Here is a 23,561-nt window from a genome sequence, read left to right on the forward strand (position 1 = left end):
TCTCCTTGATTGGCTGCCAGGCTCAGAAACCTGCAGTTGGGATGAAATCGACATCGGTCTTGGGTTCGCCGCGCATCAGCAGCTCGATGACCTGCGCCAGCGTACGCCCCTCGAACAGAATGGCATGCAGACCGGCGACCAGCGGCATGTACACCTCAAGTTCCTCGGCACGGGCCTTGAGCACCTTGAGCGTATTGACGCCTTCGGCGACTTCGCCGAGGCGCTGCACCGCCTCCTCCAGGCTGAGCCCCTCGCCCAGGGCGAAGCCAACTTGATAGTTGCGGCTTTTCGGTGACGAACAGGTGACGATCAGATCACCCACGCCGGCCAGGCCGAGGAAGGTCATCGGGTTGGCCCCGAGCTTGACCGCGAACCGGGTCATCTCGGCCAGGGCACGGGTGATCAGCATGCTCTTGGTGTTTTCGCCCATACCCAGCGCCGCGGCCATGCCGGACATGATGGCGTAGACGTTTTTCAAGGCCCCGCCCAGTTCGACGCCAAAGCGGTCAGCACTGGCGTAGACACGGAAGGTTCTGCCATGCAGCGCTTGCTGCACACGCAGGCACAGCTCTTCGTCCTCGCTGGCGATCACCGTGGCGGTCAGGGCGTGATCGGCGACTTCCTTGGCCAGATTCGGCCCGGAGAGCACGCCGATGCGCGCCTGCGGGGCGATCTCTTCGAGAATCTGGCTCATCAGCTTGAACGTCTTGGCTTCGATACCCTTGGTGGTGCTAATCAGCATCTTGCCCGCCAACTGCGCCGCCACCGGCTGCAAGGCATCACGCAGGGCGCTGGAGGGCAACGCCACCAACACCAGCTCGGCCTGCTGCAACGCCATGTGGATGTCGCTGGTCGGCTCGATCCCCGCATGCAGCTTGACGCCCTTCAGATAACGCGGGTTCTCGCCGCTCTGGCGCATCTGCTCGGCCTGCTCGGGATCACGCATCCACTGCAGGACGCGCTGGCCATTCTCCGCCAGCAGGTTAGCCAGGGCGGTGCCGAAGCTACCGCCGCCGAGTACGGCAATGGGTTGGAGCTGTGTCATAGGTCTTCCGAATGAGGCCATGCGTGATGGCGGTCTGCGGGCATTATACGGAGCCGAGAGTACCCGGCCAGGGCAAAAGTTCAGTGCTGACCGTCAGTTAAGGGAGCAAACGAGAATTACCGCAGAGTGCACGCGCCTGAAGCTGGCAAAGCGCGACGGGTCGGTTAACATGCCGGATCGACGTTAATTGCCAAGGACGATTCGTGCCCACAGGCAACCCCTTGCCCCCGCCCTGCTCCCCTCGCCAACAGGCAGCAGCGCCGCACCTGACCAGGGACGGTACAGCCATGGCCCAGCGCCGCGGCTGGAACATCCATACCCGCACCCAACTGATCAGCGTGGGCCCGGCCCTGCTGCTGACGCTGCTGCTCACCGGTTTTCTCACCTTCACCCGTCTGCAGGATCTGCGTCAGGAACAGGGACATACCGGCCAGCTGATCGCCAATCAACTGGCTCCAGCTACCGAGTACGGCGTACTCAACGGCAACCTGAGCACCCTGGAAAGCCTGCTGCGTGCGACTCTGAGCACGCCCGACGTACGCTTCGCCGAAGTGCGCGATCGCGACGACAACATCCTGGTCTACGTCGAGCGGCCCAAGGAGCAAGGCCACAGCTCACCGCAGGTCGAGGTGTTCGAGGCGCCGATCCGTCTGCAGGGCCCGCCCTACCCGACAAATACCCTGCCACCATTGGGCAAAGCGCTCGGCGACGGGTACCTCGGCCGCGTCGTGATCGGCATTTCCAACGACACCTTCAATACCCGCCAGCAGGAAATCCTGCTCAAGGCCGGGGTTCTTTCACTGTTCGCCCTGCTATTGACCTTTCTTCTCGCCAGGCGCCTGGCACGCCGTCTGGCGCAACCGCTCAGCGCCATGGGTCAGGCGCTGGAGCGCATCCAGAGCGGCGATTACCGCCCTTCGCTGGTCGAACGCGGTAACGACGAACTCACCGATCTGGCCCGGCATATCAACAACCTGGCCCGCACCCTCGAGCAAAGTGGCCGCGAGCAGCAACTGGCGATTGCCGAACTGATCCAGGCCCGCGAGGAGTCCGAACAGGCGAACCGGGCAAAATCCGACTTCCTGGCCATGATGAGTCACGAATTGCGCACCCCAATGAATGGCGTACTGGGCATGCTGCAATTGCTGGAAACTACCAGCCTCAACGACGAACAGACCGAATACGCCGCCCTGGCCACCGAATCCACCGAACACCTGCTCAAGGTGATCAACGACATCCTTGATTTCTCAAGGATCGAGCGAGGCGCGCTGGAACTCGAAGCCATCCCGTTCAACCTGTTGGAACTGCTGCAAAGCTCGGTGCAGGTTTTCCAGCACAGCGCCCATCAGCGTGGCCTGCAACTGCTGCTGGAAACGCAGACAGGCCTGGAGCAGCTGGAGGTGAGCGGCGACCCCACGCGCATCCGCCAGATTCTGGTCAACCTGATCGGCAACGCGCTGAAATTCACCGAAGAAGGCCACATTCGCGTGGAGACCCACTGGCAGCAACTGGATGACCAGGTGCTGTGGTTCACCTGCGCTGTTCACGACAGCGGCATTGGCATCGGCAGCGAGCGCCTGGAGCGCATGTTTGACGCCTTCCAGCAGGCCGACACCTCGATTTCACGACGCTATGGCGGCACCGGCCTCGGCCTGCCGATTGCCCGCACCCTGGCCGAGCGCATGGGCGGCACCCTGCGCGCGGAAAGCCAGCTGGGCGAAGGGTCGGTCTTCACTCTGGAGATTCCCCTGCCGTTCCGCGAGCATAGCGGGCAGATGCCAAGCAGCGAGAATCAGGCGCTGAGCAATGGTGACGGACAAGCCGTGCTGCTGGTCGAGGACAACCCGGTCAATCAGACGGTGATCGAAGCCATGCTGCGCAGCCTGGGTTATCAGGTGAGCCTGGTCGGCGACGGCCAGCAGGCGCTGCAGAGTTTCGCCGATCACGACTACGCGGCAATCCTCATGGATTGCCGCCTGCCGCTGATGGATGGCTACGAGGCGACGCGACAGATTCGCCAACAGGCCAAGGGCCGAAACGTGCCGATCATCGCCCTCACCGCCAATGCACTGCAGGGCGACCGCGAAGCCTGTCTGACTGCCGGTATGAACGATTACCTGGCAAAGCCCTTCAAACGTGCAGACCTGCAACGCATTCTGCAGCGCTGGCTACCAGCCCGACCATAGGCGAGTAGCGCCTGTAATGCTGCGGGGTTACAAGGAGAAACTGCGAGGGTCTGTTCCCGTTTCATTCGTGACCGCGCCGGAGCCTGTTTTGTCGCGAGGCAAGGCGCGAGATGCGAAGTTTGGTCGCCCAAATGAGCCATCGAGTAACGCCGCATCGCGACAAAACAGGCCCGGCCCTTCGGGTTGCGCGGGAAATGGCCCCCGCTGTTGTTGCAGGACTTGGCAAGGGGCGGCCATTACCGGCGTCCTGCGCCTAACCGGGGGCCATTTCTCGCAGCAACGCGGCTCGCGAATGAAACGGAAACAGACCCTAATGTGACAATGCACAGGCAGCGGAGTACAACTGTACTCACCGACTGTGACTTTCACCACAACGCAACAGTCTATGACTAGGCTGCCGGCAGACGCCCCAAAAGGGGGCCGGCCAGGACGATTCGCCCAGCCTTAGAAGCATGGGGACAATTGAGGAGCTCGCATGACAAAACAAAACGCCTATTCCCAGGAAGAACTGCTCGCCTGCAGCCGCGGCGAACTCTTCGGCCCGGGGAACGCGCAACTGCCCGCCCCAAATATGCTGATGATCGATCGCATCGTTCATATCAGCGAGACCGGCGGCAAGTACGGCAAGGGCGAAATCGTCGCTGAGCTCGATATCAATCCGGATCTGTGGTTCTTTGCGTGCCACTTCGAAGGCGACCCGGTCATGCCCGGCTGCCTCGGCCTCGATGCCATGTGGCAGCTGGTTGGCTTCTATCTGGGCTGGCAAGGCAACCCAGGCAAGGGCCGCGCCCTGGGCTCGGGCGAAGTGAAATTCTTCGGTCAGGTTCTGCCGACCGCCAAGAAAGTCACCTACAACATCCATATCAAGCGCACCATCAACCGCTCACTGATCCTCGGTATCGCCGATGGCACCGTAGCCGTCGATGGCCGCGAGATCTACAGTGCCGAAGGCCTGCGCGTTGGCCTGTTCACCTCTACCGACAGTTTCTGAAGGACTTGCACATGCGTCGTGTCGTGATTACCGGTCTGGGCATCGTTTCCTGCCTGGGCAATGACAAAGAAGCCGTTGCCGACAGCCTCCGCGCGGGCAAATCCGGCATCCGTTTCAACCCGTCCTATGCCGAAATGGGCCTGCGTAGCCATGTTTCCGGTTCGGTCAACCTGAACCTGGAAGAACTGATCGACCGCAAACTGTTCCGCTTCATGGGCGACGCTGCGGCCTACGCCTATCTGTCGATGGAACAGGCGATCAAGGATTCAGGCCTCAGCGAAGAGCAGATTTCTAACCCGCGTACCGGTCTGATCGCCGGTTCCGGTGGTGCTTCCACCGTCAACCAGATGGAAGCTATCGATACCCTGCGCGAGAAAGGCGTCAAGCGCATCGGCCCATACCGCGTGACCCGTACCATGGGCAGCACCGTATCGGCGTGCCTGGCGACTCCGTTCAAGATCAAGGGCGTCAACTTCTCCATCTCCTCGGCCTGCGCCACCAGCGCGCATTGCATCGGCCAGGCCATGGAGCAGATCCAGCTTGGCAAACAGGATGTAGTCTTCGCCGGTGGCGGTGAGGAAGAGCACTGGAGCCAGAGCTGCCTGTTCGACGCCATGGGCGCCCTCTCCACCCAGTACAACGAAACCCCGGAGAAAGCCTCCCGCGCTTACGACGCCAAGCGTGACGGTTTCGTCATCGCCGGCGGTGGCGGCATGGTCGTGGTCGAGGAGCTGGAACACGCTCTGGCTCGCGGCGCCAAGATCTACGCGGAAATCGTCGGTTACGGCGCAACCTCCGACGGTTACGACATGGTCGCCCCGAGCGGTGAAGGCGCGATCCGCTGCATGCAGCAGGCGCTGGCCACCGTCGACACCCCGATCGACTACCTGAACACCCACGGCACCTCCACCCCGGTCGGCGACGTCGCCGAAATCCGTGGCGTGCGTGAAGTGTTCGGCGACAAGGCGCCGGCCATCAGCTCGACCAAGAGCCTGTCCGGCCACAGCCTCGGCGCCGCCGGCGTGCAGGAAGCGATCTACTGCATGCTAATGATGGAAGGCAACTTCATCGCCGCTTCGGCCAATATCGACGAGCTCGACCCGGAAGTGGCCGACATGCCGATCCAGCTCGCCACCGTCGAGAACGCCAAGCTCGACACCGTGATGAGCAACAGCTTCGGCTTCGGTGGCACCAACGCCACCCTGGTGCTCAAGCGCTGGGCTGGCAAGTAACTGCTGCGGTAAAGAAAACGGCGCCTTCGGGCGCCGTTTTCGTTTCGTGGCCTGCCAAACACGTCAGACCTTGAAGCGCGCCACCAGGTTGTTCAAATCGACCGCCAGACGCGACAGCTCCTGACTGGCTGCACTGGTCTGATTGGCTCCCGCCGAGGTCTGCATCGACAGGTCACGGATATTGACCAGATTGCGATCCACCTCGCGCGCCACCTGCGCCTGCTCCTCGGAAGCACTGGCGATCACTAGGTTGCGCTCGTTGATCGAGGAAATCGCCTGGGCGATCTGCTCCAACGCAACGCCGGCCGCCTGAGCCACCTCCAACGTGGAACGGGCGCGACCATTGCTGTTTTGCATGGCGCTGACGGCGCGCTCCGTACCGCTCTGGATGCCGCCGATCATCTGCTCGATTTCCTGCGTCGACTGCTGGGTGCGGTGCGCCAGCGCCCTCACTTCGTCAGCCACCACGGCGAAGCCACGGCCAGCGTCGCCGGCTCGCGCAGCCTCGATAGCGGCATTGAGGGCCAGCAGGTTGGTCTGCTCGGCGATGGAGCGAATCACGTCTAGCACCTTGCTGATCTCGTGCACGCGCTCGGCAAGCTGCTCCACCTCTCCCGAGGTGGTGGTGACGTCAGCCGCCAGCTGGCCGATGGAATCGACGGTCTGGCGTACCTGCTCGCGTCCCTGCTGCGCGGTGACGTTGGATTCACGCGAGGCTTCGGAGGTGCTCACCGCATTGCGCGCAACCTCCTCCACCGCCGCCGTCATCTCGTTCACTGCGGTGGCCGCCTGCTCGATCTCGGTGTTCTGCTGGTGCAGACCGCGCGTCGAGTCTTCGGTGACGGCATGCAGCTCCTCGGAGGCCGAGGCCAGCTGATTGGACGAATCGGAAATGCTCTGGATCGTCGCACGCAGGCTTTGCTGCATGTTTTTCAGCGCGCCCAGCAGACGTGCCGGCTCATCATGACCTGCGACCTGGATGACCTGGGTCAGGTCGCCGGAAGCCACCCGCTCGGCCACGCGCACCGCCTCAGTCAGCGGTGCCACGATGCTTCGCGTCAGCAGCATGGCCAGCGCCACGGTGGCCAGAGCAGCGAACACGATCATCGCGATCACCCAGACACGCGCCGTGGCGAACACCTCGCCCGCATCACGCGCCGCATCGGTCGCCCCCTTGCGGTTGAGGTTGGCAAGATCGCGCAGCGCCCGCGTCATTTCGTCGGCATGCTGGTTGAGCGTGCCACGGGTCACGGTAATGGCATCATCGAAGTTGCCTTGCCGAACGAACGCGACGATCTTGCCCTGCTCCTGCAGATAGCCAGCTTCGGAACGGCGAAAGCCCTCATAGAGCGCACGCTCTTCGGGGCTGGAAATGAGTTTCTCGTAGGTCGAGTCAGCCGTGCTCAGCTGCGAGCGCAAGTCGTCAGCCAGTTGCAGGTTGCGCTTCAACTCATCCGGCTCGCGATTGAGCATCAGGCGCAGGGTCACGGCACGCAGGCGCAGGATGTCCTGGCTGACATCGGCCAGCGCGACGACGCTGGGCAGCCAGTCCTCATCGACGGCTACGGACTGCTTACGCATTTCCGTCATTTGGTAAAGTGAAAAGGCTCCGAGCAACAACACCAACAGAGCCACCAGGCCGAACCCCAAAGCAGCCCGTGGTGCGATAGAAAGATTACGCAGCGACATTTGTGCAACTCCCATTGCGCGCGGAAATCAGATCATCCCTCGCCATACCTGTCGAAGGATCTGATGAGATTAGGCTAATCTCTGGGAGCTTATCGGCGTAATTCCCTCACTCTTGACAAGGAAAAAAGAAAACCCTAGCGACGCAGCGCCTTGACCATCGCCTGGTCGACGTGGTGTCGCCATTCATCATCGCGCCATTGCTCCTCCCGGCGCGCCTGCCAGTCATCGATGCGCTGCACGTCTTCGCATTGGCGGAAACCATCCTCCCAGCCTTGGGCATATAGCGGTTCGGCCATGTAGCGTGGTACGTCCTTGTCGAACTGACCGAGCGGGCCAGCAGCCGAACGCCCACTGCTGCAACCGTCCTCGAAGCCGTCGACGAAGGTTGGCGGATAGTTGGCCGCCAACATCTGCTCGCGCAGGCTCTGACACCCCAGCAAGACCAGCAACGACAGGCCACAGATCAGCAAGCGCGCGACCTTCATGACTTCATACCCCCCTCGATTGCACCGAGCAGCCGATCCTTGAGCGCGCACAGCGCCCATGCGCTGGTGCTGCAGGCACCTGTGGCCAATGCTGAACGCAACGCCGGAATGTCAGCGTCGCGCAGGTAGCGCTCGGCGTCGCCCATACGCTCTTCGCCGCCAAAGCCGCCACCGCGCATTTCTGCCAACGCCTGCTCCTTGCTCCAGTTCTGGTAGATCACCCGGTACAGGGCAGCGATCAGCCCGGTACGGTTCTGCCCATGTTTGCAGTGAATAAGTACGGTGCCGCGCCCCTGCGCCTGGCGGATGCTGCGCAGCACCTCGATAACGTCGGTGTCATCGATACGATCAGTGCGTAACGGCAGGTGTACCTGATGAACGCGCGGATCACCCAACCATTGCTCGTCACCGCGCTGATAGAAGTTGATCACCGTGGCAATGCCAAGCGCCTGCAATTGCGGCCAGTCCCGCGCCGCAGGCAATGCGCTGCGATACAGATCCGGTGTCATGCGATACAGGTTGATGCGGGTATCCAGTGGCTGCGCCCAGTTGGCTGGGCGCACGCCATGCAGGGGCGCCGCCGATGTCGTCGCGCCCCACGCCATGCTCAAGGGCAGCGCCAACAGCGCACTGAAGAAAACCACGGCGGCCAACGCCAGGCGCAAGCCTTGCTGGAATCTGTTCATCGGCAGGTTTCTCCCCAGACCACCTGATTTCCTGCGCTTTGTGCGACAGGCGCTCGGTAAAGCAGCCAGCGATAGCTCAGTACACAGATCACCCAGTCGATCAGCAGCGTCCACAAGTTGTGCGAGAGAAAGTGCGCGCCCTGCAACATCCGCCCCAGGGAAAACAGCGAACCCAGCCCCAGCGCCACCACCAGCGCGATTCGCGCGGCACGCGGGCGGCGGTCGCGCAAGACGAAGAACAGTGCCAGCAGCGAGAATCCTGCCGAGGCATGCCCGCCTGGCCAGCATCGGCCCGGGTTGGCGGTGGGTGCGCGCTCGCTCAGCAGCGGGGTGAACTGCTCCTGCCCGCCAAACTCGCTCAGGCTCCAGGGGCAATGCATGCCGGTCAGGGTCTTCAGCGGCGTGACCACCGAAGTCGACAGGCCCAGCGCCAGTACCAGATAACCGAGCTGTCGACGCCAGGCACGCAGCCGTGTCGGCATCAGGCTGAGCAGAAAGCCAGCGATGGCCAGCACACCGAGCACGATAACCGCCTGCTTGGCACGGTCATGCAGGATGTCTTCGAGCCAGAAACTGCTACGGCCGATGAAGCCCAGCCCAGGTTCGTAGAACAGACGGGCCAGGGCAAAGTCCACGGGGCTGGGATCGACTACCAGCAACAACGCCATCAGCAGCAGCGGTATACCCAGCGCCAGGCGAAAATCGAAATAACGAGACGACATCTTCACTCCTTAGCGCTGGCTGAGCTGCTGGCCCGGCTGGCTCTCGGGTTGCCAGGCGATGAGCCGCTTGCCGAAGGCATGGCTCGCGCCCTGGTAGTAGACGATGTCGCGCCGCAACAGCGGATCGGCATCATTCACCCGCCACTCATGGCTCAGGCCCAGAGCATCGTCGTGGCGACGCATGCCCTGGCGCGGGCTGAGAATCGCCAGGTTCTGCCCATCGAACAGGCCCAGGTGCTGGTAGTTGCCGAGCAGTGCCCGCCCAGGAGCGTGGTCGGCGCGTAGCAGGTTGCGACCGAAGAAGGTGGACACGTAATCCAGGTTGAGCACCCCAAGCAGTGTCGGCGCTACGTCGATCTGGCTGGCCACGTCGGCGTACTCGGCAGGCTTGATGTGTTTCGGCGAGTAGACGAACAACGGGATGTGGTAGTTGGCCACGGGCAGGTCTTCCTGCCCGGCACTGCCTGCAGTGTGGTCGGCGACGAAGACGAACAGCGTGTTGTCGAACCAGGGCTTGCTGCGCGCCTGCGCCAGGAACTGGCCGATGGCGTAGTCGGTGTATTTCACCGCACCCTCACGGCCCTCGCCGGAGGCGATGTCGATACGCCCGTCCGGGTAGGTATAGGGCCGATGGTTGGAGGTGGTCATCAGTTGCAGGAAGAACGGCTTGCCGGCCGCATGGTCGCTATCAGCCACCTTCAGCGCCTGATGGTAGAGATCCTCGTCGGCCATGCCCCAGGCATTCTGGAAGCTCATCTCGGACTCATCGACGCTGCTCTGATCGACGATGCGATAACCATTGCCGCCGAAGAATGCGTTCATGTTGTCGAAGTATCCGCGCCCGCCGTAGACGAAGACGCTGTCGTAACCCTGCGCGCCCAACTGCTGGCCCAGGCTGGCATAGCCGGACTCGCGGCCGATACGCTTGACGATGGAGCGCCCCGGAGTCGGCGGTACCGACAGGGTCAGCGCCTCCAGACCGCGGTCGGTGCGCGTCCCCGTGGCGTAGAAGTTGGTGAACACCAGACTGTGCTTGCGCAACTCGTCCAGGTTCGGGGTCAACCCACGGGTATCGCCAAAACTGCCCAGGTATTTGGCGCTCAGGCTCTCGATGGTGACCAGCACCACGTTGAGCTTGCGTGCCTTGCCGGGGTTATTGATCACCCGGCGGATGTCCTGCGGGTCACTGCCGATGAAGCGCGCATTGGGCTCGGCCACTTCGGCGCGCAACTGCTCGGCTACCGCAGCATCGGGCAAGGTGGCGTAGAACTGCTGATAGTCCAGCTCGTTGTTACGAAACGCAGCGAAGAACTGGTACGGGCCATTGCTCGCCAGCTCACGCTGGTAGGTATTGCCACCCAGGCTACGCGGCGCGTCCTGCCCTACCAGGCCGCTGCACAGCCCGACCAGCAATGCCAGCATGACCAGTGCATAGACCGCACGCAGCCGTGGCAAACGCGGCGCCTGCAACGCCGCACGCAGCGGCCGGCGCAGTGCTACGGTCAAGCCGATGGCCAAGACCGCCAACAGCGCCAGCAGCGGATAGATCGGGTAGGACTCGAGAATGTTGTCGACGACCTCTTTGGAGTACACGAGGTAGTCCACGGCAATGAAGTTGAAGCGCACGCCGAACTCGTCCCAGAACAGCCATTCGGCCACCGCGGTGAAGAACATCGCGAACAGGCTGACGGCCGCCAGGGCGATCAACAGACGCTGATGCCAACGGCGCTGCCACAACCAGGCAGGACACAACAGCAGGTAAAGCGCCAGCGGCGCGGCGGCGTAGACCAGGAAGCTCAGGTCGTAGACCAGACCGACGCCATACAGACCCAGCAGGTTCGACAGGGTGACACCGGCATCGCTCAGATGCGCGATCAGCAGCACGCTACGAGTGAGGAAGAAAACCGCCAGCCAGGCCAGCAGAATGATCGACAGATAACGAAGTTGCGCGTAATGGAGCCGTGGCATCGTATGATCCTTGTAGGATGAACGAGCCGCAGTCTGCGAGGCGAGCTGTGAGCCTCTCGTCAAAGCCGTGTGAAAAAATCGTCAAACCCAGGAATAACCCGCGATGCGCATTCTGGTCATCGAAGACAACCGAGACATCCTCGCCAACGTGCTCGACTATCTGCAGCTCAAGGGCTTTTCCGTCGACTGCGCGCAGGACGGCCTGAGCGGCCTGCACCTGGCCAGCAGCGGCCACTACGACCTGATCGTGCTGGACATCATGTTGCCTGGCATCGACGGCTATCAGGTGTGCAAGCGCCTGCGCGAGGACGGTCGCAGCGAGGTGCCGATCCTCATGCTCACCGCGCGCGATGCGCTGGATGACCGCCTGCAGGGGCTCAATGCCGGTGCCGACGACTACCTGATCAAGCCTTTCGCCCTCTCCGAACTGGTGGCGCGCATCGAAGCGATCCTGCGCCGTAGCCGCGGCAGTCGCAAACGCCAGCTGCAGGTCGCCGATCTCAGCTACGACCTCGATACCCTGCACGTCAGTCGCGCCGGCCAGTTGCTCAAGCTCAACCCGTTAGGCCTCAAGCTGTTGGCCATCCTCATGCAGCGCAGCCCGGCGGTGGTACGCCGTGAAGCGCTGGAAGAGGCCCTGTGGGGCGACGATTGCCCGGACAGTGACAGCCTGCGCAGCCATGTTCATCAACTACGCCAGGTGCTCGACAAGCCCTTCCCGACGCCACTGCTGCACACCATCCACGGCGTCGGCTATCGCCTGGCGGAGAATCCCGATGCTGTCTAAGCAGCCCTTCGAGCGGCGCATCCTGATCGCCTTTGTGCTGATGACGGCGGTGGTCAGCGGCCTGTTCTCGCTGAGCATCGTCGGCGTGGTGCACTTCATCGAGGAACATCTGGTTTCCCAGGAGATGAACCGCGAGCTCGGTGAAACGCTGAACGAGGACATCCGCCAGGGGCGCCCGCCGCGCCTGGACTCCAGCACCCGCTTCTTCTCGTCGAATAATCCCGACTATGCCATCCCGCCCGAATACGACGGCCTGCGGGAAGGGTTCAACGAGGTCGTCAGCGGCAACGAGGCATATTACGTCTACGTACAGAAGATCAATGGAGAGACTTACCTGCTGGTGCAGGAGCAGCAGGAATTCGAAGCCCGCGAGAATGCGCTGTTCAATGTGGTGCTGGCGGGCTTTCTGCTGACGGTGATCGCCGCCTGGGGCCTGGGCTTGATGATGGCGCGCAAGGTCATGGCACCGATCAGCCGCCTGGCTCAGCAGGTGCGCCATCGCGACCAGTTGCATCCGCTGGCGCCGCCATTGGCACCGGATTACCCCGACGACGAGATCGGCCAGTTGGCCGCTGCCTTCGACAGCACGCTGGGCCAGGTGCGCCAGTCACTGGAACGCGAGCGTCTGTTCACCAGCGATGTCAGTCACGAACTGCGTACGCCGCTGATGGTCATCGCCACTTCCTGCGAGCTGCTTGCCGAGGCGCCCCTGGGCCCACGCGAGAAGGAACAGGTGGCACGCATCGCCCGCGCCAGCGAGGAAATGCGCGAACTGGTGCAGACATTCCTGCAGTTGGCGCGCGACAAGAGCAACGAAGCCGTGTTCGTCGGCGACCGTACCCTGGCCGCCGTCGCCCATGAGCAAGCCAGTCGCTGGGGGGGGCTGATGACAGAGAAAGGCCTGGACTTCCAACTGCTCGAGGAAGGCCAGGACAGCGGCCGCTACAACGCCACTTTCCTCGGTACGGTAATGGCCAACCTGTTGCGCAACGCCCTGCACTACACCGAGAACGGCAGCGTGCGCCTGATCCTCGAAGCGGGAGCGTTTCGTATCGAGGACAGCGGCGCCGGCATTCCTGCCGAACAGCACGAGCGCATCTTCCAGCCGTTCGTGCGTGGCTCGCAGGCCCGAGGCGAGGGGCTTGGGCTGGGGCTGTCGCTGGTCAAACGCATTTGCGCCAAACAGGGCTGGAGCGTCAGTTTGCAGAGCGAGCCCGGCCTTACCCGCTTCCGGGTCAGCCTGAACACTGGCGCTTGACGAAATTTTCACACCCCTTTGACGCGGCCTTGATGCCCTGCTCTTTAGGCTGACGAACGTATCCATCAAGGGACGTTCGTCATGCCCAAGCCTAGCCCCATCGAACTGGACTTTTCCCGCAAGTACGATTTCGAGCATTCGCAGCAATACCTGCACAAGCACCAGGATGGCCTGGCCCGGCGCCTGTCGCACTGGCGCGACGTACAAGTAGCGCGCCGTGCACTGCAAATGGCTGATGAGCCGAATCTGGTGCTCGACCTGCCCTGCGGCGCCGGGCGTTTCTGGCCGATGCTCTGCGAGCAGCCGAACCGGGTGATCTTCGCCGCCGACAACTCGGCCGACATGATCGCCACCGCCCGCGCGGCGCAAACGCCTGAAGTGGTGGCGCGGATCAACAGCTTCCGTACCTCGGCCTTCGATATCGACCTGGGCGCCAATGCGGTGGACTGCATCTTCTGTATCCGCCTGCTGCATCACATCGAATCGGCCGAACACCGCCTGGCCATCCTTCGCGAGTTTCATCGCGTCAGCCGCGATACGGTGATCGTCTCGCTCTGGGTCGACGGCAACTACAAAGCCTGGAAACGCCGCCGTCTGGAAGCCCGTAGGACGGCTCAGGGCCGCGCCGCGGAAAACCAGAACCGCTTCGTCGTCGCCCGCTCGACGGTGGAAGAGGAATTCCGTCGGGCCGGCTTCGTCATTCTCGGCCATCTGGACTTCCTGCCCGGTTATGCCATGTGGCGCACCTACGTCCTGCGCAAGGTGGCCTGACATGGGAATTCTTAGCGAACAGGCACTGGCCGCACTGCCTTCGACCGAATTCGACCGCTGGTGGCATAGCCAGGGTGAAGCGGTCGAGCCAGCCAACCAGCGGCGCGGTGGCGAAAGCGGGGTCAGCCGTCTGCAGCACTGGGACAGTAATCGCCCCCTGCTCTACTGCAAACGCCAGAACGGGCATCTCTACCGCTCGCTGCGTCACCCGTTGGGGCGACCGACCATCCTGCGCGAGCTGCAGGCCTACCGTGCCCTCGCCCGTCTCGGCATTCGTACACCGAACATCGTCTACTGCGCAGCGCGCAAGCAAAGCGGACAGTGGCAAGCACTGCTGGTCACCGAAGCCCTGCCAGGTTTCGTCAGTCTGGAGCAGTGGTACGAAGAGGCGCATGCAGCGAAGCTCAACCAGGCCATGCTGCAACGCCTGGCCGTCACCCTGGCGCGACTGCACCTGGGGGGATGGCAGCATGGCTGCTGTTACGCCAAGCATCTGTTCGTCAAAGTGCGTAGCGACGGTGATGTGGACATTGCCCTGCTGGATCTGGAGAAAAGCCGCCGGCATTGGCGTATTGCCAGCGCTTCGCGGCGTGATCTCGGCCAGTTGCAACGCCACGGCGGCAGCATGCCCGAAGCTGACATGCTCTACCTGCGCCAGGCTTACCAGCGTGCACTGAACGATCCATGGGGTGGGCTGCAATCATGAACGACAGCCCCGATCTGGACGCCCTGTCCTTCAAGGGCCGCCGAGGCCTGGCGCGCATCCTCGACGCCACCGGTTATTCGCTGGCCGGGCTACGCGCGGCCTACCAGGGTGAAGCCGCGTTCCGTCAGTTGCTGTGGTTGAACCTGGTGCTGCTGCCGCTGGCCTGCCTGGTCGATGTCGGCCGCGCCGAGCGCGCGCTGCTGATGCTGGTGCCGCTATTGGCGCTGGTGGTGGAATTGCTCAATTCCGCCATCGAGGCGGTGGTCGACCGTATCTCGCTGAACCTGCACCCGCTGTCCAAACAGGCCAAGGACATGGGCAGCGCGGCGCAGATGGTCGCGCTGCTGATGATCACCCTGACCTGGGCAATCATCCTGCTCTGATCAGCGCACCATGAAACGCTGTTCGGCCAGCTTGCGATCACCCTGATAGACGATGAAATGCCATTCACCGGGCACCACTTCGTGATGCTCGGTGAATTCGAAGGCCATCACGTCCTGCGGTGCACCGACCACCAGCTTCTGCTGCACTTCGAACTTGTCATGACGCTGACCATCCGGCGTCACAACGCCTGGCGTGAGGTACAACAACGTCAGTGGAATATCACCCTCACGCTTGCCGGCCAGGCTGTAACGCATGCCGAACTTGGTGCCGAGCTTGGCGGGAATCTGCTCGGTGCGCACGATGTCCTGATTGCTGCGGGTCAGTACCCGCTCGCCGGGCTGAAAATCCTGATACTGGCTGCGGAAGATGCCGTATTCCACCGGCCCGTCGACACGGACGTCAGCCTGGCTCAGACCTGCCCAGGCGAATAGACCGGCCATCATGGCCACTCGGGTGTAATGCATGGTGCGCTCCTCGTTGAGATGAGCGCGAGCCTATGACGCCCGAGTGACAGCCTGATGACAACCGCGCTAGCGATCCAGCTCGGCCTGCACCCGGCGCGGCAGCACGGAGAGGAAGTTGTCGCGCGCCACCTTGTGCGCCACGTCTTCGGGCAAGGCATCGAGGAACGGGTCGAAGCCCTTCATGTAATCCCCCAGGCTACCGAAGCGCCCGACCACGTCCGAGCCGAGCATGAAACGCTCCGGGTAACTGCTGACCAGATGCACCCATTTCGGATCAGGCTTACCGTCCGCGTCCAGCAGATAGGGGCGCAGCATGGTCCAGGACAGGTCGATGTAAAGATTCGGGTACTGGCCGAGCATGCGCTCGACCGTGTCCAGCAGAAAGTCGAGCTTCTCCTGATGACGGTGAATTTCGGCACTGGTGCCGGCATGCGCCCAGATGAAGCGCACATGCGGGTGGTTGCGCAGCGGCGCCTCGATTTCCTCTAGGAACAGCGGTTCACGCTCGCGCTTGGAGGTGATGTTCGAATGCAGCATCACCGGCAGGTCATACTCGGCGGCCAGGTGGAATACTCGCGCCAGCGCCTCGTTGTTGGCCCGCGGCGCACTGCCGTGAATCAGCGCGGTGAGATCATCATGCCGGGTGAAGACCTCGCCGATGCCCTGCCACAGGCCGGGGTCGAGTTCCAGCATACGGCGGATATGCGCGTCAGCATTCTTGTCGTTGGGGTTGAAGCCGGACAGAAACGGATGGAAACGTTTGCGTTGCTCGGCAGGCAGGCGCTTGTAGGCATCGGCGATGAACACGTCGGTGGCGCTGTACCAGTAGGCATTGGCGTCGTCACCGGCGTAGTAACGCGGGCGCTTGGGCTCGTCCTCGTCCCACTTCTTGGCCACCGGAATACCGGAGAACATCACATGATCGACGTTGTTTTCCGCCATTTTCTCCAGCAACTCATCCATGCCGGCGCTTTCCTGGAAAAAGTCGACATAGTGCAGGTGAGCATCGCTGTAGCGGTATTCGCGGGCCTGGGCGCTGCACGCGATCACGGCGCTGAGCGCAAGTATCCATGGCATCGTTCGAGATCTGGGCAAGGCGAGTCCTCCTGACGGTACGAGCAGCATAGACCGCCGACCCGCTGCGCAAGTTCGACGAGCGGTCATCCGCTCCCGCCAGCGTCACGCCCTCATATGGCGCGCACAGGCCACGCATGCACCAAACCAGCACATCGATAGCTGACTAACAGCCCAGGATCACCCGGGAAACGCCTGGCAATGATGGCACCTCGCTTGCAACGTCCGAGGCAGACCAGACAGGGGAATCACCATGTTGCAGTTGCTGCGCAAGCCAACCCGCAAGGCTCAGGATGAGGCCGCCTTGGACGCATTGTTCCAACAGCACGACCTCACGACTCGCCTCCCGGAGGACTACCAGTGGATGGTGCGCCTGAATGATTTCAGCGCCGGCCTCCAGCAACGTATTCGCGCCAGCCTCGGCGCCGCCGTCGGCATCGCCTCTCATGCGCCGCAACTGGCGCGTATCGCCGCAGACAACCAGCAGAGCGGAGAAACGCTGGCGCAATCCTCGGAGTTGATCGCCAGCGCCAGCGAGCAGGTCACCACCACGCTGGACGCCGAGCTGGTGCCGGGCGCTGGCGAAGTCGCACGCCTGTCCGCCGAAGTCTCCGCCACCTTGCGCCAATGCCAGGAAAGCGGCCAGGCCGTGCTGCGCCAGGTCGAAGTGATCGATGCCAGCGAGGCGCAATTGGCTCAGGTGATCCAGCAACTCGCCGGACAGCTCGATGAAGTGAGCAAGGTCATCGGCGTGATCGCCAGTATCTCCCAACAGACCAATCTGCTGGCGTTGAACGCCGCCATCGAAGCGGCCCGCGCCGGCGAACACGGTCGCGGCTTTGCCGTGGTCGCCGAAGAAGTACGGCGTCTGGCCGGCCACACCACCGATGCCACCGGCCAAGTCAGCGGCATCATCGAGCGTTTTCGCGAGGGCATGCAGCAGCTTGGCGATGCCGGTCAGCACATGAACCAGGCCGTGGCCGACGGCCGCACCGGCATCATTGCCGTCAGTGACGGGCTGAACAGCACGCGCCAGGCCATGGATCGTCTGGATGGCCAGGTCGGCCAGATTGCCGCTGGCACCGAGCAGATCGGCCAGGCGGTGCGCTCGATCAATGGTGATGTGCAGAACATCGCCCAGGTCGCCGGCGAACTGCTCGGCAAGGCCGGCCAGGTGCTGCACCACAGCAAGGCCGTGCGCGAAGACGGTGATCGCCTGCTCGCCGGACTCGGCGACTTCCGCCTGGAGATCCACGCTGCCGTACGCGCCAGCGTCGAGCAACTGGCCACTCGCCCCGAGCTGGCCAGCGACGTGACAACGGCCGAACGACTGCTTGCCGATACGCTGGCGCGCGACAGCCGTTTCGAGCTGTTCTACCTGGTCGACAGCCGCGGCGTGCAGGTTTCCGAGAACATCTTCGCCGCCGATGTCACGCACAGTGACGAGGCCAGCTGTCGTGGCCGCGACTGGAGCCAGCGTCCCTGGTTCCGCGCCGTGGCCGAGCAGATGGAGGGCCATATCACCCAGGTCTACCGATCCTCGGCAACCGATGATTTCTGCTTCACCGTGTCGGTGCCTATCGTCGACGGCCAAGGGCGTCTGCTGCGGGTTCTCGGTGCCGACGTGAGGTTGTCGGCACTGGTGTGATCGGGCCTTCCTGGGTGTGGGTCTGTTGGCGTTTCGCCGCTTGCGCCGAAACCTCAACAGCCCCTAGGCTGGCGGGCATTGCCGTCACGCCTACAAGGAAGCGTCATGATCCGTATTCATAACAGCAAGGGTCTGCAGCAGCAGATCGAAATCGGCTCGCACCAGCTCGTTGGCGATGTCTCGCCCGAGTTGGGTGGCGACGGAGCCGGCCCCGATCCTCACGACCTGTTCGACGCCTCGATCGGTACCTGCAAGGCCATGACCCTGTTGCTCTATGCACGTCAGCGCGGCCTGCCGCTGGAAGGCATCGACGTCAGCGTCGAGCGTGACGACAGCGAAGAGCGCGACGGCAATTACCACCTGATCATCGAGCTGTCGCTCCGAGGCCCGCTGGACGATGCACAGCGCCAGCAACTGCTGCGCATCGCCGACAAATGCCCGATTCACAAGCTGATGACCACCACCGATATTCAGATCGAGACCCGTCTGGCTGGAGCCTCGGCATGAGCGAACTGCAATTGATTCGTCCGCGCGCCGAGGACATCGCCGGCCAGCCCATCCTGCGCCCCCTACCCTCGGCACGCTTTCGTAGCATTGGGCCCTTCGTGTTCTTCGATCACATGCTGGAGAAGGCCTACCCGGCTGGCAGCGGCATGAACATCGCCCAGCATCCGCATATCGGCCTGTCCACCCTCACCTACCTGTTCGAAGGCCAGCTGCAACACAAGGACAGCCTGGGCTCGGATCAACTGGTCAGCCCGGGTGACGTCAGCTGGATGACTGCTGGGCGCGCGGTCGCCCATGTCGAGCGTACGCCGGCCGAACAGGTCGGACAGAACAAGCGAGCCCACGGCTTGCAGGTCTGGTTGGCACTGCCGGAGGCCGACGAGCAGTGCGAGCCGGCCTACAGCCACCATCCGGCTGCGTCGCTGCCACGCAGCGACGCCATGGGCGTACAGATCACCCTGATCGCAGGCAGCGGTTTCTGCCTCGAATCCCCGGTGCCGGTTCGTTCGCCGACCCTGTATGCGCAGCTGCGCCTGGCCGCCGGTGCCAGCCTGTTGATCCCGGCCGAATACAGCGAGCGCGCGCTGTACCTGATCGATGGCGAAGCGGAGCTCGATGGCGAGCCCCTACCCAAGCACACCATGGCTGTCATTCCAGAAGGTGAAACACCCGTGCTCAGCGCCTGCGGTGAATGCCACCTGGCCCTGATCGGCGGTGAGCCCATCGGCCCGCGGCGGATCAACTGGAACTTCGTCGCCACCACCGCGGAACTGATCGACCAGGCACGCCAGCGCTGGGCCGCGGGCGACTGGCCACAAGTACCAGGCGAAACCACGCGCATCGAACTGCCGCGCTGAAGCGCTCATGAAATCCAGGCGCCAGACGGCGCCTGTCAACGTCGCAAAGGACTGTCATCTTGCTCCTGCCTCGCTCTCTCGCCGCCCTGCTCTGCTTGCCCGCCTGCGCCCTCGCTGAGCTACCCAGTCTCGAACCGGAACCAGGACTGTACGCCCAGGTGCAACGGCAGGGTGAGCTCTACTTCCTGCGGCAACCAGACGGTAGTCGGATCGAGCTGAGCATTCCCGAGGGCAACGATGCAGAGGCACCGAGCTTCGAGGTCGGTGACTACGATTTCGATGGCCACCTCGATCTGGCCATCCGCGTACCAGTCGGAATGGTCAATTCCGCCTATCACCTCTATCTCTATCGCCCGGCTCTGCAACGCTTCGAGCGCCTGCACATGCCAGCCGAGTTGCTGGAGAACGCCAACTGCTCGGAGTTGTCGGAGCTGCAGCCCAACAAGGACGAACGCGCCCTGTACAGCCATTGCCGCAGCGGACCGCGCTGGTTCTACGACGCCTACCGTTTCGATGGGGCCGGAACACCCTGGCGGTACAAGACACTGCAGGTGCGCTACGACTACGATCCCGACGCGCCCGTGTTCTTTGCCATCTTCGAGAAAACATTCGACCGGCAAGGCCAAATCGTCGCCAGCCGCGCGCTCGACGACGATGATCAGCCGCAAACCTGGACGGTACCCAACGCACGCCTGTACCTATACCAACGTCCGGACGAGTCCAGTCGCAGCAAGGCCTACCTGATAGAGGGTGATGTCTGCGAGGTACTGGATCAGCAGGGTGACTGGCTGCAAATTCGTTACCTCTCACGCAAAGGCGCACTCGAGCGCTGGGTCTCGCTCGCCGAGGCATATGAACTCGGTCAACCCTGAACAATCGCGGCCCCGGCTACAGGCAAATACCTGTCGCCGATTTTTTGTTACGTCTGCGTGATCCAGAGCTTCGCTTGCCGGGTATAAGCTGCATGCGGATTTCTCAGGCCAACGGATGACCCATGGCAGATCGCGAGTTCGACTACGAAAGTACCCTGGAAGCCTGCGCACGCGGCGACGAACGAGCCTTCCAGGCGCTCTATCGGCAAGAAGCCGGGCAATTGCTCGGCCTGGCCATCAGCATGCTGGGGCGGCGCGATATTGCCGAGGACTGCCTGCACGATGCATTCGTGCGTATCTGGCAACACGCCGCACGCTTTCGACGCGAGCTGGGTAGCGGTCGCGCCTGGGTGCATAGCATCCTGCGCTACCGCGTGCTCAATGCCCTGCGCAGTGGCGGCCGGCATGCCGAGGTGGACGATGAGTTCTTCGAGCGCGTGCTGGACGACAGCCCACAGGCTGAAGCCAAGGCGCTGGAGCAAGCCGAGCAGCGCCTGCTGCGCAACTGCCTGCAGCGCCTGGAAAAGCCGCGCCGTCACCCGATTCTGCTGGCCTTCTACCGTGGCCTGACCCACGAGCAGATTGCCAGTCGCCTGAGCACACCGCTGGGCACCATCAAAGGCCGTATCCGCGCCGGCCTGCGCGCGCTGCAGGAGTGTCTGCAAGCATGATTCCGCACGATCCCGAAGAACGTCGCGCCCTGATTGGCGAATACCTGCTCGGCCTGCTCGACGAGCACGAAGCCGCCGAGGTTCGCCAACTGCTCGAAGACGATGAAAATGCCGCCCGCATGGCCCTGGAATGGGAGCGGCACTTTCTCGACCTGAGTGACCAGTTGCCGGCACAAGCCCCCTCCCCGGCGCTCTGGATGCGTATTCGGCAGAGCCTGGGCCTGCACGATGAACCCCGCACCAGCGCGCTGGCCAACTGGTGGAACAGCCTGCTGACCTGGCGCCTGAGCACCGCCGCACTGGCCCTTGCACTGCTGGTCGCCGTGCTGATGCCGATGCTGCGCAGCCCGGATATCACCGGCGAACGCTACACCGTGGTGCTGCAGGAACCGGGTGAAGCCGCCAAACCGGGTTGGGTCATCCAGGTCAGCAGCGATGGCACGCTCTCGCTCGACCCGCTGGTCGCCGATCAGGTGCCTGAAGGTCGCGCCTTGCAGTTCTGGACGCTGATCGATCCAGCCGACGGCCCACGCTCGCTGGGTCTGGTCGAAGCGGGCCAACCGCTGCGCCTGCCAGCTGAGCAAATCGGCGCGGTGCAAGCCGGCCAGTTGTTCGAGCTGACGCTCGAGCCAGCCGGTGGTTCGCCCTACAACCGTCCCAGCGGTCCAGTGCTGTATATCGGCCGTGCCGTTCTGGCCAGCGCCAACTGAACAGGTTGCCGGCCACACGGCCGGCGACCTTTCAAACAGCCTGCCCCTGCCGAAAAAATATTTTCATCCACCGACATCCAAGCCAGTTCCTCACGGGTATAGCTCACAGGTGTTTCGTCGAGGCACCTGCGAAGCCGGCCAGCCGGCTTCGTCTCGATGCTGAAACCTTTATGAGGAACAACCATGAAACGCATCACTACCCTCTGCACCGCCAGCCTGCTGACTCTGAGCGCAGGTGCCGCCAGCGCCACCGAACTGCTCGCCCTGGGCGCCGATGGCAAGCTGTTCAAGGTCGATGTCGCCAGCCTCAAGGTCACCGCCAGCATGGCCGTCAGTGGCGCCAGCGACCTGCGCGGCCTGGATGTGCGTCCGGCCAGCGGCCAGCTCTATGCCCTGAGCGGCACCGATCAGCTCTACACTCTGGATCCAGCCAGCGGTAAAGCGACTGCCGGCAGCAAGCTGCAGACCGCGTTGTCCGGCAGTGGCCAGGCCGTGGTCGATTTCAACCCGGTGGCCGATCGCCTGCGTCTGCTCGGCCCGGACGGCACCAGCCTGCGGGTGAATGTCGACACCGGCGAAGTGGCCGTCGACGGCAAGCTCGCCTATGCCGCCGATGGCCCCTATGCCGGCAAGCAACCCAAGGTAGTCGCCGGCGCCTACACCAACGCCTACGCCGGCACGCAGAGTACGGCGCTGTACAACATCGATCTGGCCAGCGGCAGCCTGATGCTGCAGAACCCGCCAAACGATGGCGTGCAGCAGGAAGTCGGCAAGGTAGCCGATGGCCTCAAGGCAGCTGCCATGGATATCGCCAGCGACGGCAAGGGAGGCAATACCGCCTACGTGCTGACCGGCAAGACCCTGCACCAGTTGGATCTGACCAGCGGCAAGCCCACCACCCTGGGTGACGTCGCCGACCTGCCGGACGGCATCATCGATATCGCCGTGCTGCCCGCGAAGTAAGATGAAAAAAGGCTGCGCCCAATGGGCGCAGCCTTTCGTTCAGCGCTCGATAAAACCTGGCATCACTGCTCGGCGAATACCTCGTCGAACAAATCGTTCATCGCCTTGAAAGCCCGTGCAGCAACTACCGGGTGGTACTCGTTGCGTCCCGGTACATTGGCCTTGGGATTGGTGAACGAGTGCACCGCACCGCCGTAGCTCACCAGTTGCCAGTCGGTCTTGGCCGCTTTCATTTCAGCGATGAAACCGTCGACCTGCTCCTGCGGCACGGCTGGGTCGTCCGCGCCATGCAGCACCAGGATCGGTGCCTTGATGTTCTTGGCATCCGCTGGGTTGGGCGTGTCCAGGTTGCCATGGAAGGAAACGAAGCCTTTCAGCGGCGCCCCCGAGCGGGCCAGTTCCAGCACCGTGCCACCGCCGAAGCAGAAGCCAATGGCGCCCAGCTTGCTGACATCCAGCGCCACTTCGCTGCTTTGCGCCTTGAGCACCTCGACCGCAGCCTGGGCACGCTTGCGCATCAGCGCGCGGTCAGCTCGCACTGCACCTGCCGCGGCACCGGCCTCTTCGGCATTACTGGGACGGATGGACTTGCCGTACATATCGGCGACGAATACCACGTACTTGTCCCCCGCCGCACGCGCGGCCTTGGCGACGGTGTCCTGGTTGACGCCCATCCAGCTGGGTACAGCCAGGAGACCGGGACGTGCCGTGGTCACCGAATCGTCATAGACCAGCACGCCTTCGAACGCTTCGCCATCGATTTCGTACGCAACCGTCTTGGTCACGACAGCCGCATCGGCAAGACCGGCGAATGCCGCGCACAACAGGGGAACCAGTGTCTTCTTCTGCATGGTGAGGCCTGCCCTTGGCAATGGTAGGCCCCTA

General features: G+C 63.1%; 24 protein-coding genes and 1 pseudogene. 16 read left to right on the top strand and 9 right to left on the bottom strand.

From position 1 onward, the window contains the following. Positions 1-22: 22 nt before the first annotated feature. On the bottom strand, positions 23-1,045 hold the full coding sequence (locus HS968_RS13975) for an NAD(P)H-dependent glycerol-3-phosphate dehydrogenase (RefSeq protein ID WP_179624843.1): 1,023 nt from the start codon (positions 1,043-1,045) through the stop codon (positions 23-25). A 287-nt stretch (positions 1,046-1,332) separates the two neighbouring features. On the opposite strand from HS968_RS13975, the gene HS968_RS13980 reads away from it, so the two are divergent. The 3 genes from HS968_RS13980 to fabB all read left to right on the top strand — a co-directional run bounded on the left by HS968_RS13980 (position 1,333) and on the right by fabB (position 5,454). Next, on the top strand, positions 1,333-3,231 hold the full coding sequence (locus HS968_RS13980; protein WP_182366511.1) for a response regulator: 1,899 nt from the start codon (positions 1,333-1,335) through the stop codon (positions 3,229-3,231). Positions 3,232-3,706: 475 nt separating this feature from the next. Further along, complete coding sequence (fabA, locus tag HS968_RS13985) at positions 3,707-4,222, top strand: 3-hydroxyacyl-[acyl-carrier-protein] dehydratase FabA (RefSeq protein WP_119691423.1); 516 nt, start codon at positions 3,707-3,709, stop codon at positions 4,220-4,222. Between the two features lie 11 nt (positions 4,223-4,233). Continuing rightward, a complete protein-coding gene (gene fabB, locus HS968_RS13990; protein ID WP_182366514.1) occupies positions 4,234-5,454 on the top strand; it encodes a beta-ketoacyl-ACP synthase I in 1,221 nt (406 codons plus the stop codon). 63 nt (positions 5,455-5,517) lie between these two features. On the opposite strand, the gene HS968_RS13995 is transcribed toward fabB, so the two are convergent. From HS968_RS13995 to HS968_RS14015, 5 genes are all read right to left on the bottom strand, one after another. After that, positions 5,518-7,158: a methyl-accepting chemotaxis protein gene (locus HS968_RS13995; RefSeq protein ID WP_407681630.1), complete on the bottom strand. Its 1,641-nt coding sequence runs from the start codon at positions 7,156-7,158 to the stop codon at positions 5,518-5,520. Positions 7,159-7,277: 119 nt separating this feature from the next. After that, positions 7,278-7,628 (bottom strand): hypothetical protein, encoded by a 351-nt coding sequence (locus tag HS968_RS14000; protein WP_182366517.1) that lies wholly within the window; start codon positions 7,626-7,628, stop codon positions 7,278-7,280. Then, positions 7,625-8,314: a phosphatase domain-containing protein gene (locus HS968_RS14005; RefSeq protein ID WP_182366520.1), complete on the bottom strand. Its 690-nt coding sequence runs from the start codon at positions 8,312-8,314 to the stop codon at positions 7,625-7,627. Before HS968_RS14005 ends, HS968_RS14000 begins: the two co-directional genes overlap by 4 nt. Beyond that, positions 8,311-9,036 (bottom strand): phosphatase PAP2 family protein, encoded by a 726-nt coding sequence (locus HS968_RS14010; protein ID WP_182366523.1) that lies wholly within the window; start codon positions 9,034-9,036, stop codon positions 8,311-8,313. The genes HS968_RS14005 and HS968_RS14010 overlap by 4 nt, the downstream gene beginning before the upstream one ends. A gap of 9 nt (positions 9,037-9,045) precedes the next feature. After that, positions 9,046-11,004 (bottom strand): LTA synthase family protein, encoded by a 1,959-nt coding sequence (locus HS968_RS14015; RefSeq protein ID WP_182366526.1) that lies wholly within the window; start codon positions 11,002-11,004, stop codon positions 9,046-9,048. Positions 11,005-11,107: 103 nt separating this feature from the next. Here HS968_RS14015 and HS968_RS14020 point away from each other — a divergent pair, with 103 nt between their 5' ends. The 5 genes from HS968_RS14020 to HS968_RS14040 all read left to right on the top strand — a co-directional run bounded on the left by HS968_RS14020 (position 11,108) and on the right by HS968_RS14040 (position 14,909). After that, positions 11,108-11,791 carry a response regulator transcription factor gene (locus HS968_RS14020; RefSeq protein ID WP_179624840.1) on the top strand — a complete coding sequence of 228 codons (684 nt, stop codon included), beginning with the start codon at positions 11,108-11,110 and terminating at the stop codon, positions 11,789-11,791. Continuing rightward, positions 11,781-13,049 carry a sensor histidine kinase gene (locus HS968_RS14025; protein WP_182366529.1) on the top strand — a complete coding sequence of 423 codons (1,269 nt, stop codon included), beginning with the start codon at positions 11,781-11,783 and terminating at the stop codon, positions 13,047-13,049. The genes HS968_RS14020 and HS968_RS14025 overlap by 11 nt, the downstream gene beginning before the upstream one ends. Positions 13,050-13,130: 81 nt before the next feature. Then, complete coding sequence (locus HS968_RS14030; RefSeq protein ID WP_119691432.1) at positions 13,131-13,820, top strand: class I SAM-dependent methyltransferase; 690 nt, start codon at positions 13,131-13,133, stop codon at positions 13,818-13,820. 1 nt (position 13,821) lies between these two features. Continuing rightward, positions 13,822-14,526: a lipopolysaccharide kinase InaA family protein gene (locus HS968_RS14035; RefSeq protein WP_182366532.1), complete on the top strand. Its 705-nt coding sequence runs from the start codon at positions 13,822-13,824 to the stop codon at positions 14,524-14,526. Then, positions 14,523-14,909, top strand: a complete 387-nt coding sequence (locus tag HS968_RS14040) for a diacylglycerol kinase (RefSeq protein ID WP_182366535.1) — start codon at positions 14,523-14,525, stop codon at positions 14,907-14,909. The genes HS968_RS14035 and HS968_RS14040 overlap by 4 nt, the downstream gene beginning before the upstream one ends. On the opposite strand, the gene HS968_RS14045 is transcribed toward HS968_RS14040, so the two are convergent. Both HS968_RS14045 and HS968_RS14050 read right to left on the bottom strand, forming a co-directional pair. Continuing rightward, the gene (locus tag HS968_RS14045) at positions 14,910-15,374 is read right to left on the bottom strand and encodes a DUF3859 domain-containing protein (RefSeq protein WP_182366537.1); all 465 of its coding nucleotides are present in this window, start codon (positions 15,372-15,374) and stop codon (positions 14,910-14,912) included. It lies immediately after the preceding gene. A gap of 66 nt (positions 15,375-15,440) precedes the next feature. After that, positions 15,441-16,451: an amidohydrolase family protein gene (locus HS968_RS14050; RefSeq protein WP_119691436.1), complete on the bottom strand. Its 1,011-nt coding sequence runs from the start codon at positions 16,449-16,451 to the stop codon at positions 15,441-15,443. A gap of 739 nt (positions 16,452-17,190) precedes the next feature. On the opposite strand from HS968_RS14050, the pseudogene HS968_RS26750 reads away from it, so the two are divergent. From HS968_RS26750 to HS968_RS14085, 8 genes and pseudogenes are all read left to right on the top strand, one after another. Continuing rightward, positions 17,191-17,532: pseudogene (locus tag HS968_RS26750) on the top strand (methyl-accepting chemotaxis protein); the annotation flags it as partial. A 411-nt stretch (positions 17,533-17,943) separates the two neighbouring features. Then, positions 17,944-18,096 (top strand): PDC sensor domain-containing protein, encoded by a 153-nt coding sequence (locus HS968_RS26755; RefSeq protein ID WP_371919656.1) that lies wholly within the window; start codon positions 17,944-17,946, stop codon positions 18,094-18,096. A 105-nt stretch (positions 18,097-18,201) separates the two neighbouring features. Further along, positions 18,202-18,603 carry an OsmC family protein gene (locus tag HS968_RS14060; protein WP_179624835.1) on the top strand — a complete coding sequence of 134 codons (402 nt, stop codon included), beginning with the start codon at positions 18,202-18,204 and terminating at the stop codon, positions 18,601-18,603. Further along, entirely contained in the window at positions 18,600-19,460 is an 861-nt protein-coding gene (locus HS968_RS14065) for a pirin family protein (RefSeq protein WP_119691439.1), read from the top strand. Before HS968_RS14060 ends, HS968_RS14065 begins: the two co-directional genes overlap by 4 nt. 59 nt (positions 19,461-19,519) lie before the next feature. After that, positions 19,520-20,332 (top strand): XAC2610-related protein, encoded by an 813-nt coding sequence (locus HS968_RS14070; protein WP_182366543.1) that lies wholly within the window; start codon positions 19,520-19,522, stop codon positions 20,330-20,332. Positions 20,333-20,454: 122 nt separating this feature from the next. After that, complete coding sequence (locus HS968_RS14075) at positions 20,455-21,003, top strand: sigma-70 family RNA polymerase sigma factor (RefSeq protein ID WP_182366546.1); 549 nt, start codon at positions 20,455-20,457, stop codon at positions 21,001-21,003. Further along, a complete protein-coding gene (locus HS968_RS14080; protein ID WP_182366551.1) occupies positions 21,000-21,713 on the top strand; it encodes an anti-sigma factor in 714 nt (237 codons plus the stop codon). The genes HS968_RS14075 and HS968_RS14080 overlap by 4 nt, the downstream gene beginning before the upstream one ends. Positions 21,714-21,896: 183 nt before the next feature. Further along, the gene (locus HS968_RS14085) at positions 21,897-22,676 is read left to right on the top strand and encodes a DUF4394 domain-containing protein (protein ID WP_125879309.1); all 780 of its coding nucleotides are present in this window, start codon (positions 21,897-21,899) and stop codon (positions 22,674-22,676) included. 62 nt (positions 22,677-22,738) lie between these two features. On the opposite strand, the gene HS968_RS14090 is transcribed toward HS968_RS14085, so the two are convergent. After that, positions 22,739-23,527, bottom strand: coding sequence for a dienelactone hydrolase family protein (locus HS968_RS14090; protein ID WP_119691444.1), 789 nt, complete (start codon positions 23,525-23,527; stop codon positions 22,739-22,741). Between the last annotated feature and the right edge of the window lie 34 nt (positions 23,528-23,561).

This window comes from Pseudomonas berkeleyensis, from assembly GCF_014109765.1.
Lineage (GTDB): Bacteria > Pseudomonadota > Gammaproteobacteria > Pseudomonadales > Pseudomonadaceae > Aquipseudomonas > Aquipseudomonas berkeleyensis.

Bases quoted from the DNA above. Each gene is read 5' to 3' on its own strand.
- HS968_RS13975 (WP_179624843.1), bottom strand. From the start codon at position 1,045: ATGACACAGCTCCAACCCATTGCCGTACTCGGCGGCGGTAGCTTCGGC.
- HS968_RS13980 (WP_182366511.1), top strand. From the start codon at position 1,333: ATGGCCCAGCGCCGCGGCTGGAACATCCATACCCGCACCCAACTGATC.
- fabA (WP_119691423.1), top strand. From the start codon at position 3,707: ATGACAAAACAAAACGCCTATTCCCAGGAAGAACTGCTCGCCTGCAGC.
- fabB (WP_182366514.1), top strand. From the start codon at position 4,234: ATGCGTCGTGTCGTGATTACCGGTCTGGGCATCGTTTCCTGCCTGGGC.
- HS968_RS13995 (WP_407681630.1), bottom strand. From the start codon at position 7,158: ATGGGAGTTGCACAAATGTCGCTGCGTAATCTTTCTATCGCACCACGG.
- HS968_RS14000 (WP_182366517.1), bottom strand. From the start codon at position 7,628: ATGAAGGTCGCGCGCTTGCTGATCTGTGGCCTGTCGTTGCTGGTCTTG.
- HS968_RS14005 (WP_182366520.1), bottom strand. From the start codon at position 8,314: ATGAACAGATTCCAGCAAGGCTTGCGCCTGGCGTTGGCCGCCGTGGTT.
- HS968_RS14010 (WP_182366523.1), bottom strand. From the start codon at position 9,036: ATGTCGTCTCGTTATTTCGATTTTCGCCTGGCGCTGGGTATACCGCTG.
- HS968_RS14015 (WP_182366526.1), bottom strand. From the start codon at position 11,004: ATGCCACGGCTCCATTACGCGCAACTTCGTTATCTGTCGATCATTCTG.
- HS968_RS14020 (WP_179624840.1), top strand. From the start codon at position 11,108: ATGCGCATTCTGGTCATCGAAGACAACCGAGACATCCTCGCCAACGTG.
- HS968_RS14025 (WP_182366529.1), top strand. From the start codon at position 11,781: ATGCTGTCTAAGCAGCCCTTCGAGCGGCGCATCCTGATCGCCTTTGTG.
- HS968_RS14030 (WP_119691432.1), top strand. From the start codon at position 13,131: ATGCCCAAGCCTAGCCCCATCGAACTGGACTTTTCCCGCAAGTACGAT.
- HS968_RS14035 (WP_182366532.1), top strand. From the start codon at position 13,822: ATGGGAATTCTTAGCGAACAGGCACTGGCCGCACTGCCTTCGACCGAA.
- HS968_RS14040 (WP_182366535.1), top strand. From the start codon at position 14,523: ATGAACGACAGCCCCGATCTGGACGCCCTGTCCTTCAAGGGCCGCCGA.
- HS968_RS14045 (WP_182366537.1), bottom strand. From the start codon at position 15,374: ATGCATTACACCCGAGTGGCCATGATGGCCGGTCTATTCGCCTGGGCA.
- HS968_RS14050 (WP_119691436.1), bottom strand. From the start codon at position 16,451: ATGCCATGGATACTTGCGCTCAGCGCCGTGATCGCGTGCAGCGCCCAG.
- HS968_RS14060 (WP_179624835.1), top strand. From the start codon at position 18,202: ATGATCCGTATTCATAACAGCAAGGGTCTGCAGCAGCAGATCGAAATC.
- HS968_RS14065 (WP_119691439.1), top strand. From the start codon at position 18,600: ATGAGCGAACTGCAATTGATTCGTCCGCGCGCCGAGGACATCGCCGGC.
- HS968_RS14075 (WP_182366546.1), top strand. From the start codon at position 20,455: ATGGCAGATCGCGAGTTCGACTACGAAAGTACCCTGGAAGCCTGCGCA.
- HS968_RS14080 (WP_182366551.1), top strand. From the start codon at position 21,000: ATGATTCCGCACGATCCCGAAGAACGTCGCGCCCTGATTGGCGAATAC.
- HS968_RS14085 (WP_125879309.1), top strand. From the start codon at position 21,897: ATGAAACGCATCACTACCCTCTGCACCGCCAGCCTGCTGACTCTGAGC.
- HS968_RS14090 (WP_119691444.1), bottom strand. From the start codon at position 23,527: ATGCAGAAGAAGACACTGGTTCCCCTGTTGTGCGCGGCATTCGCCGGT.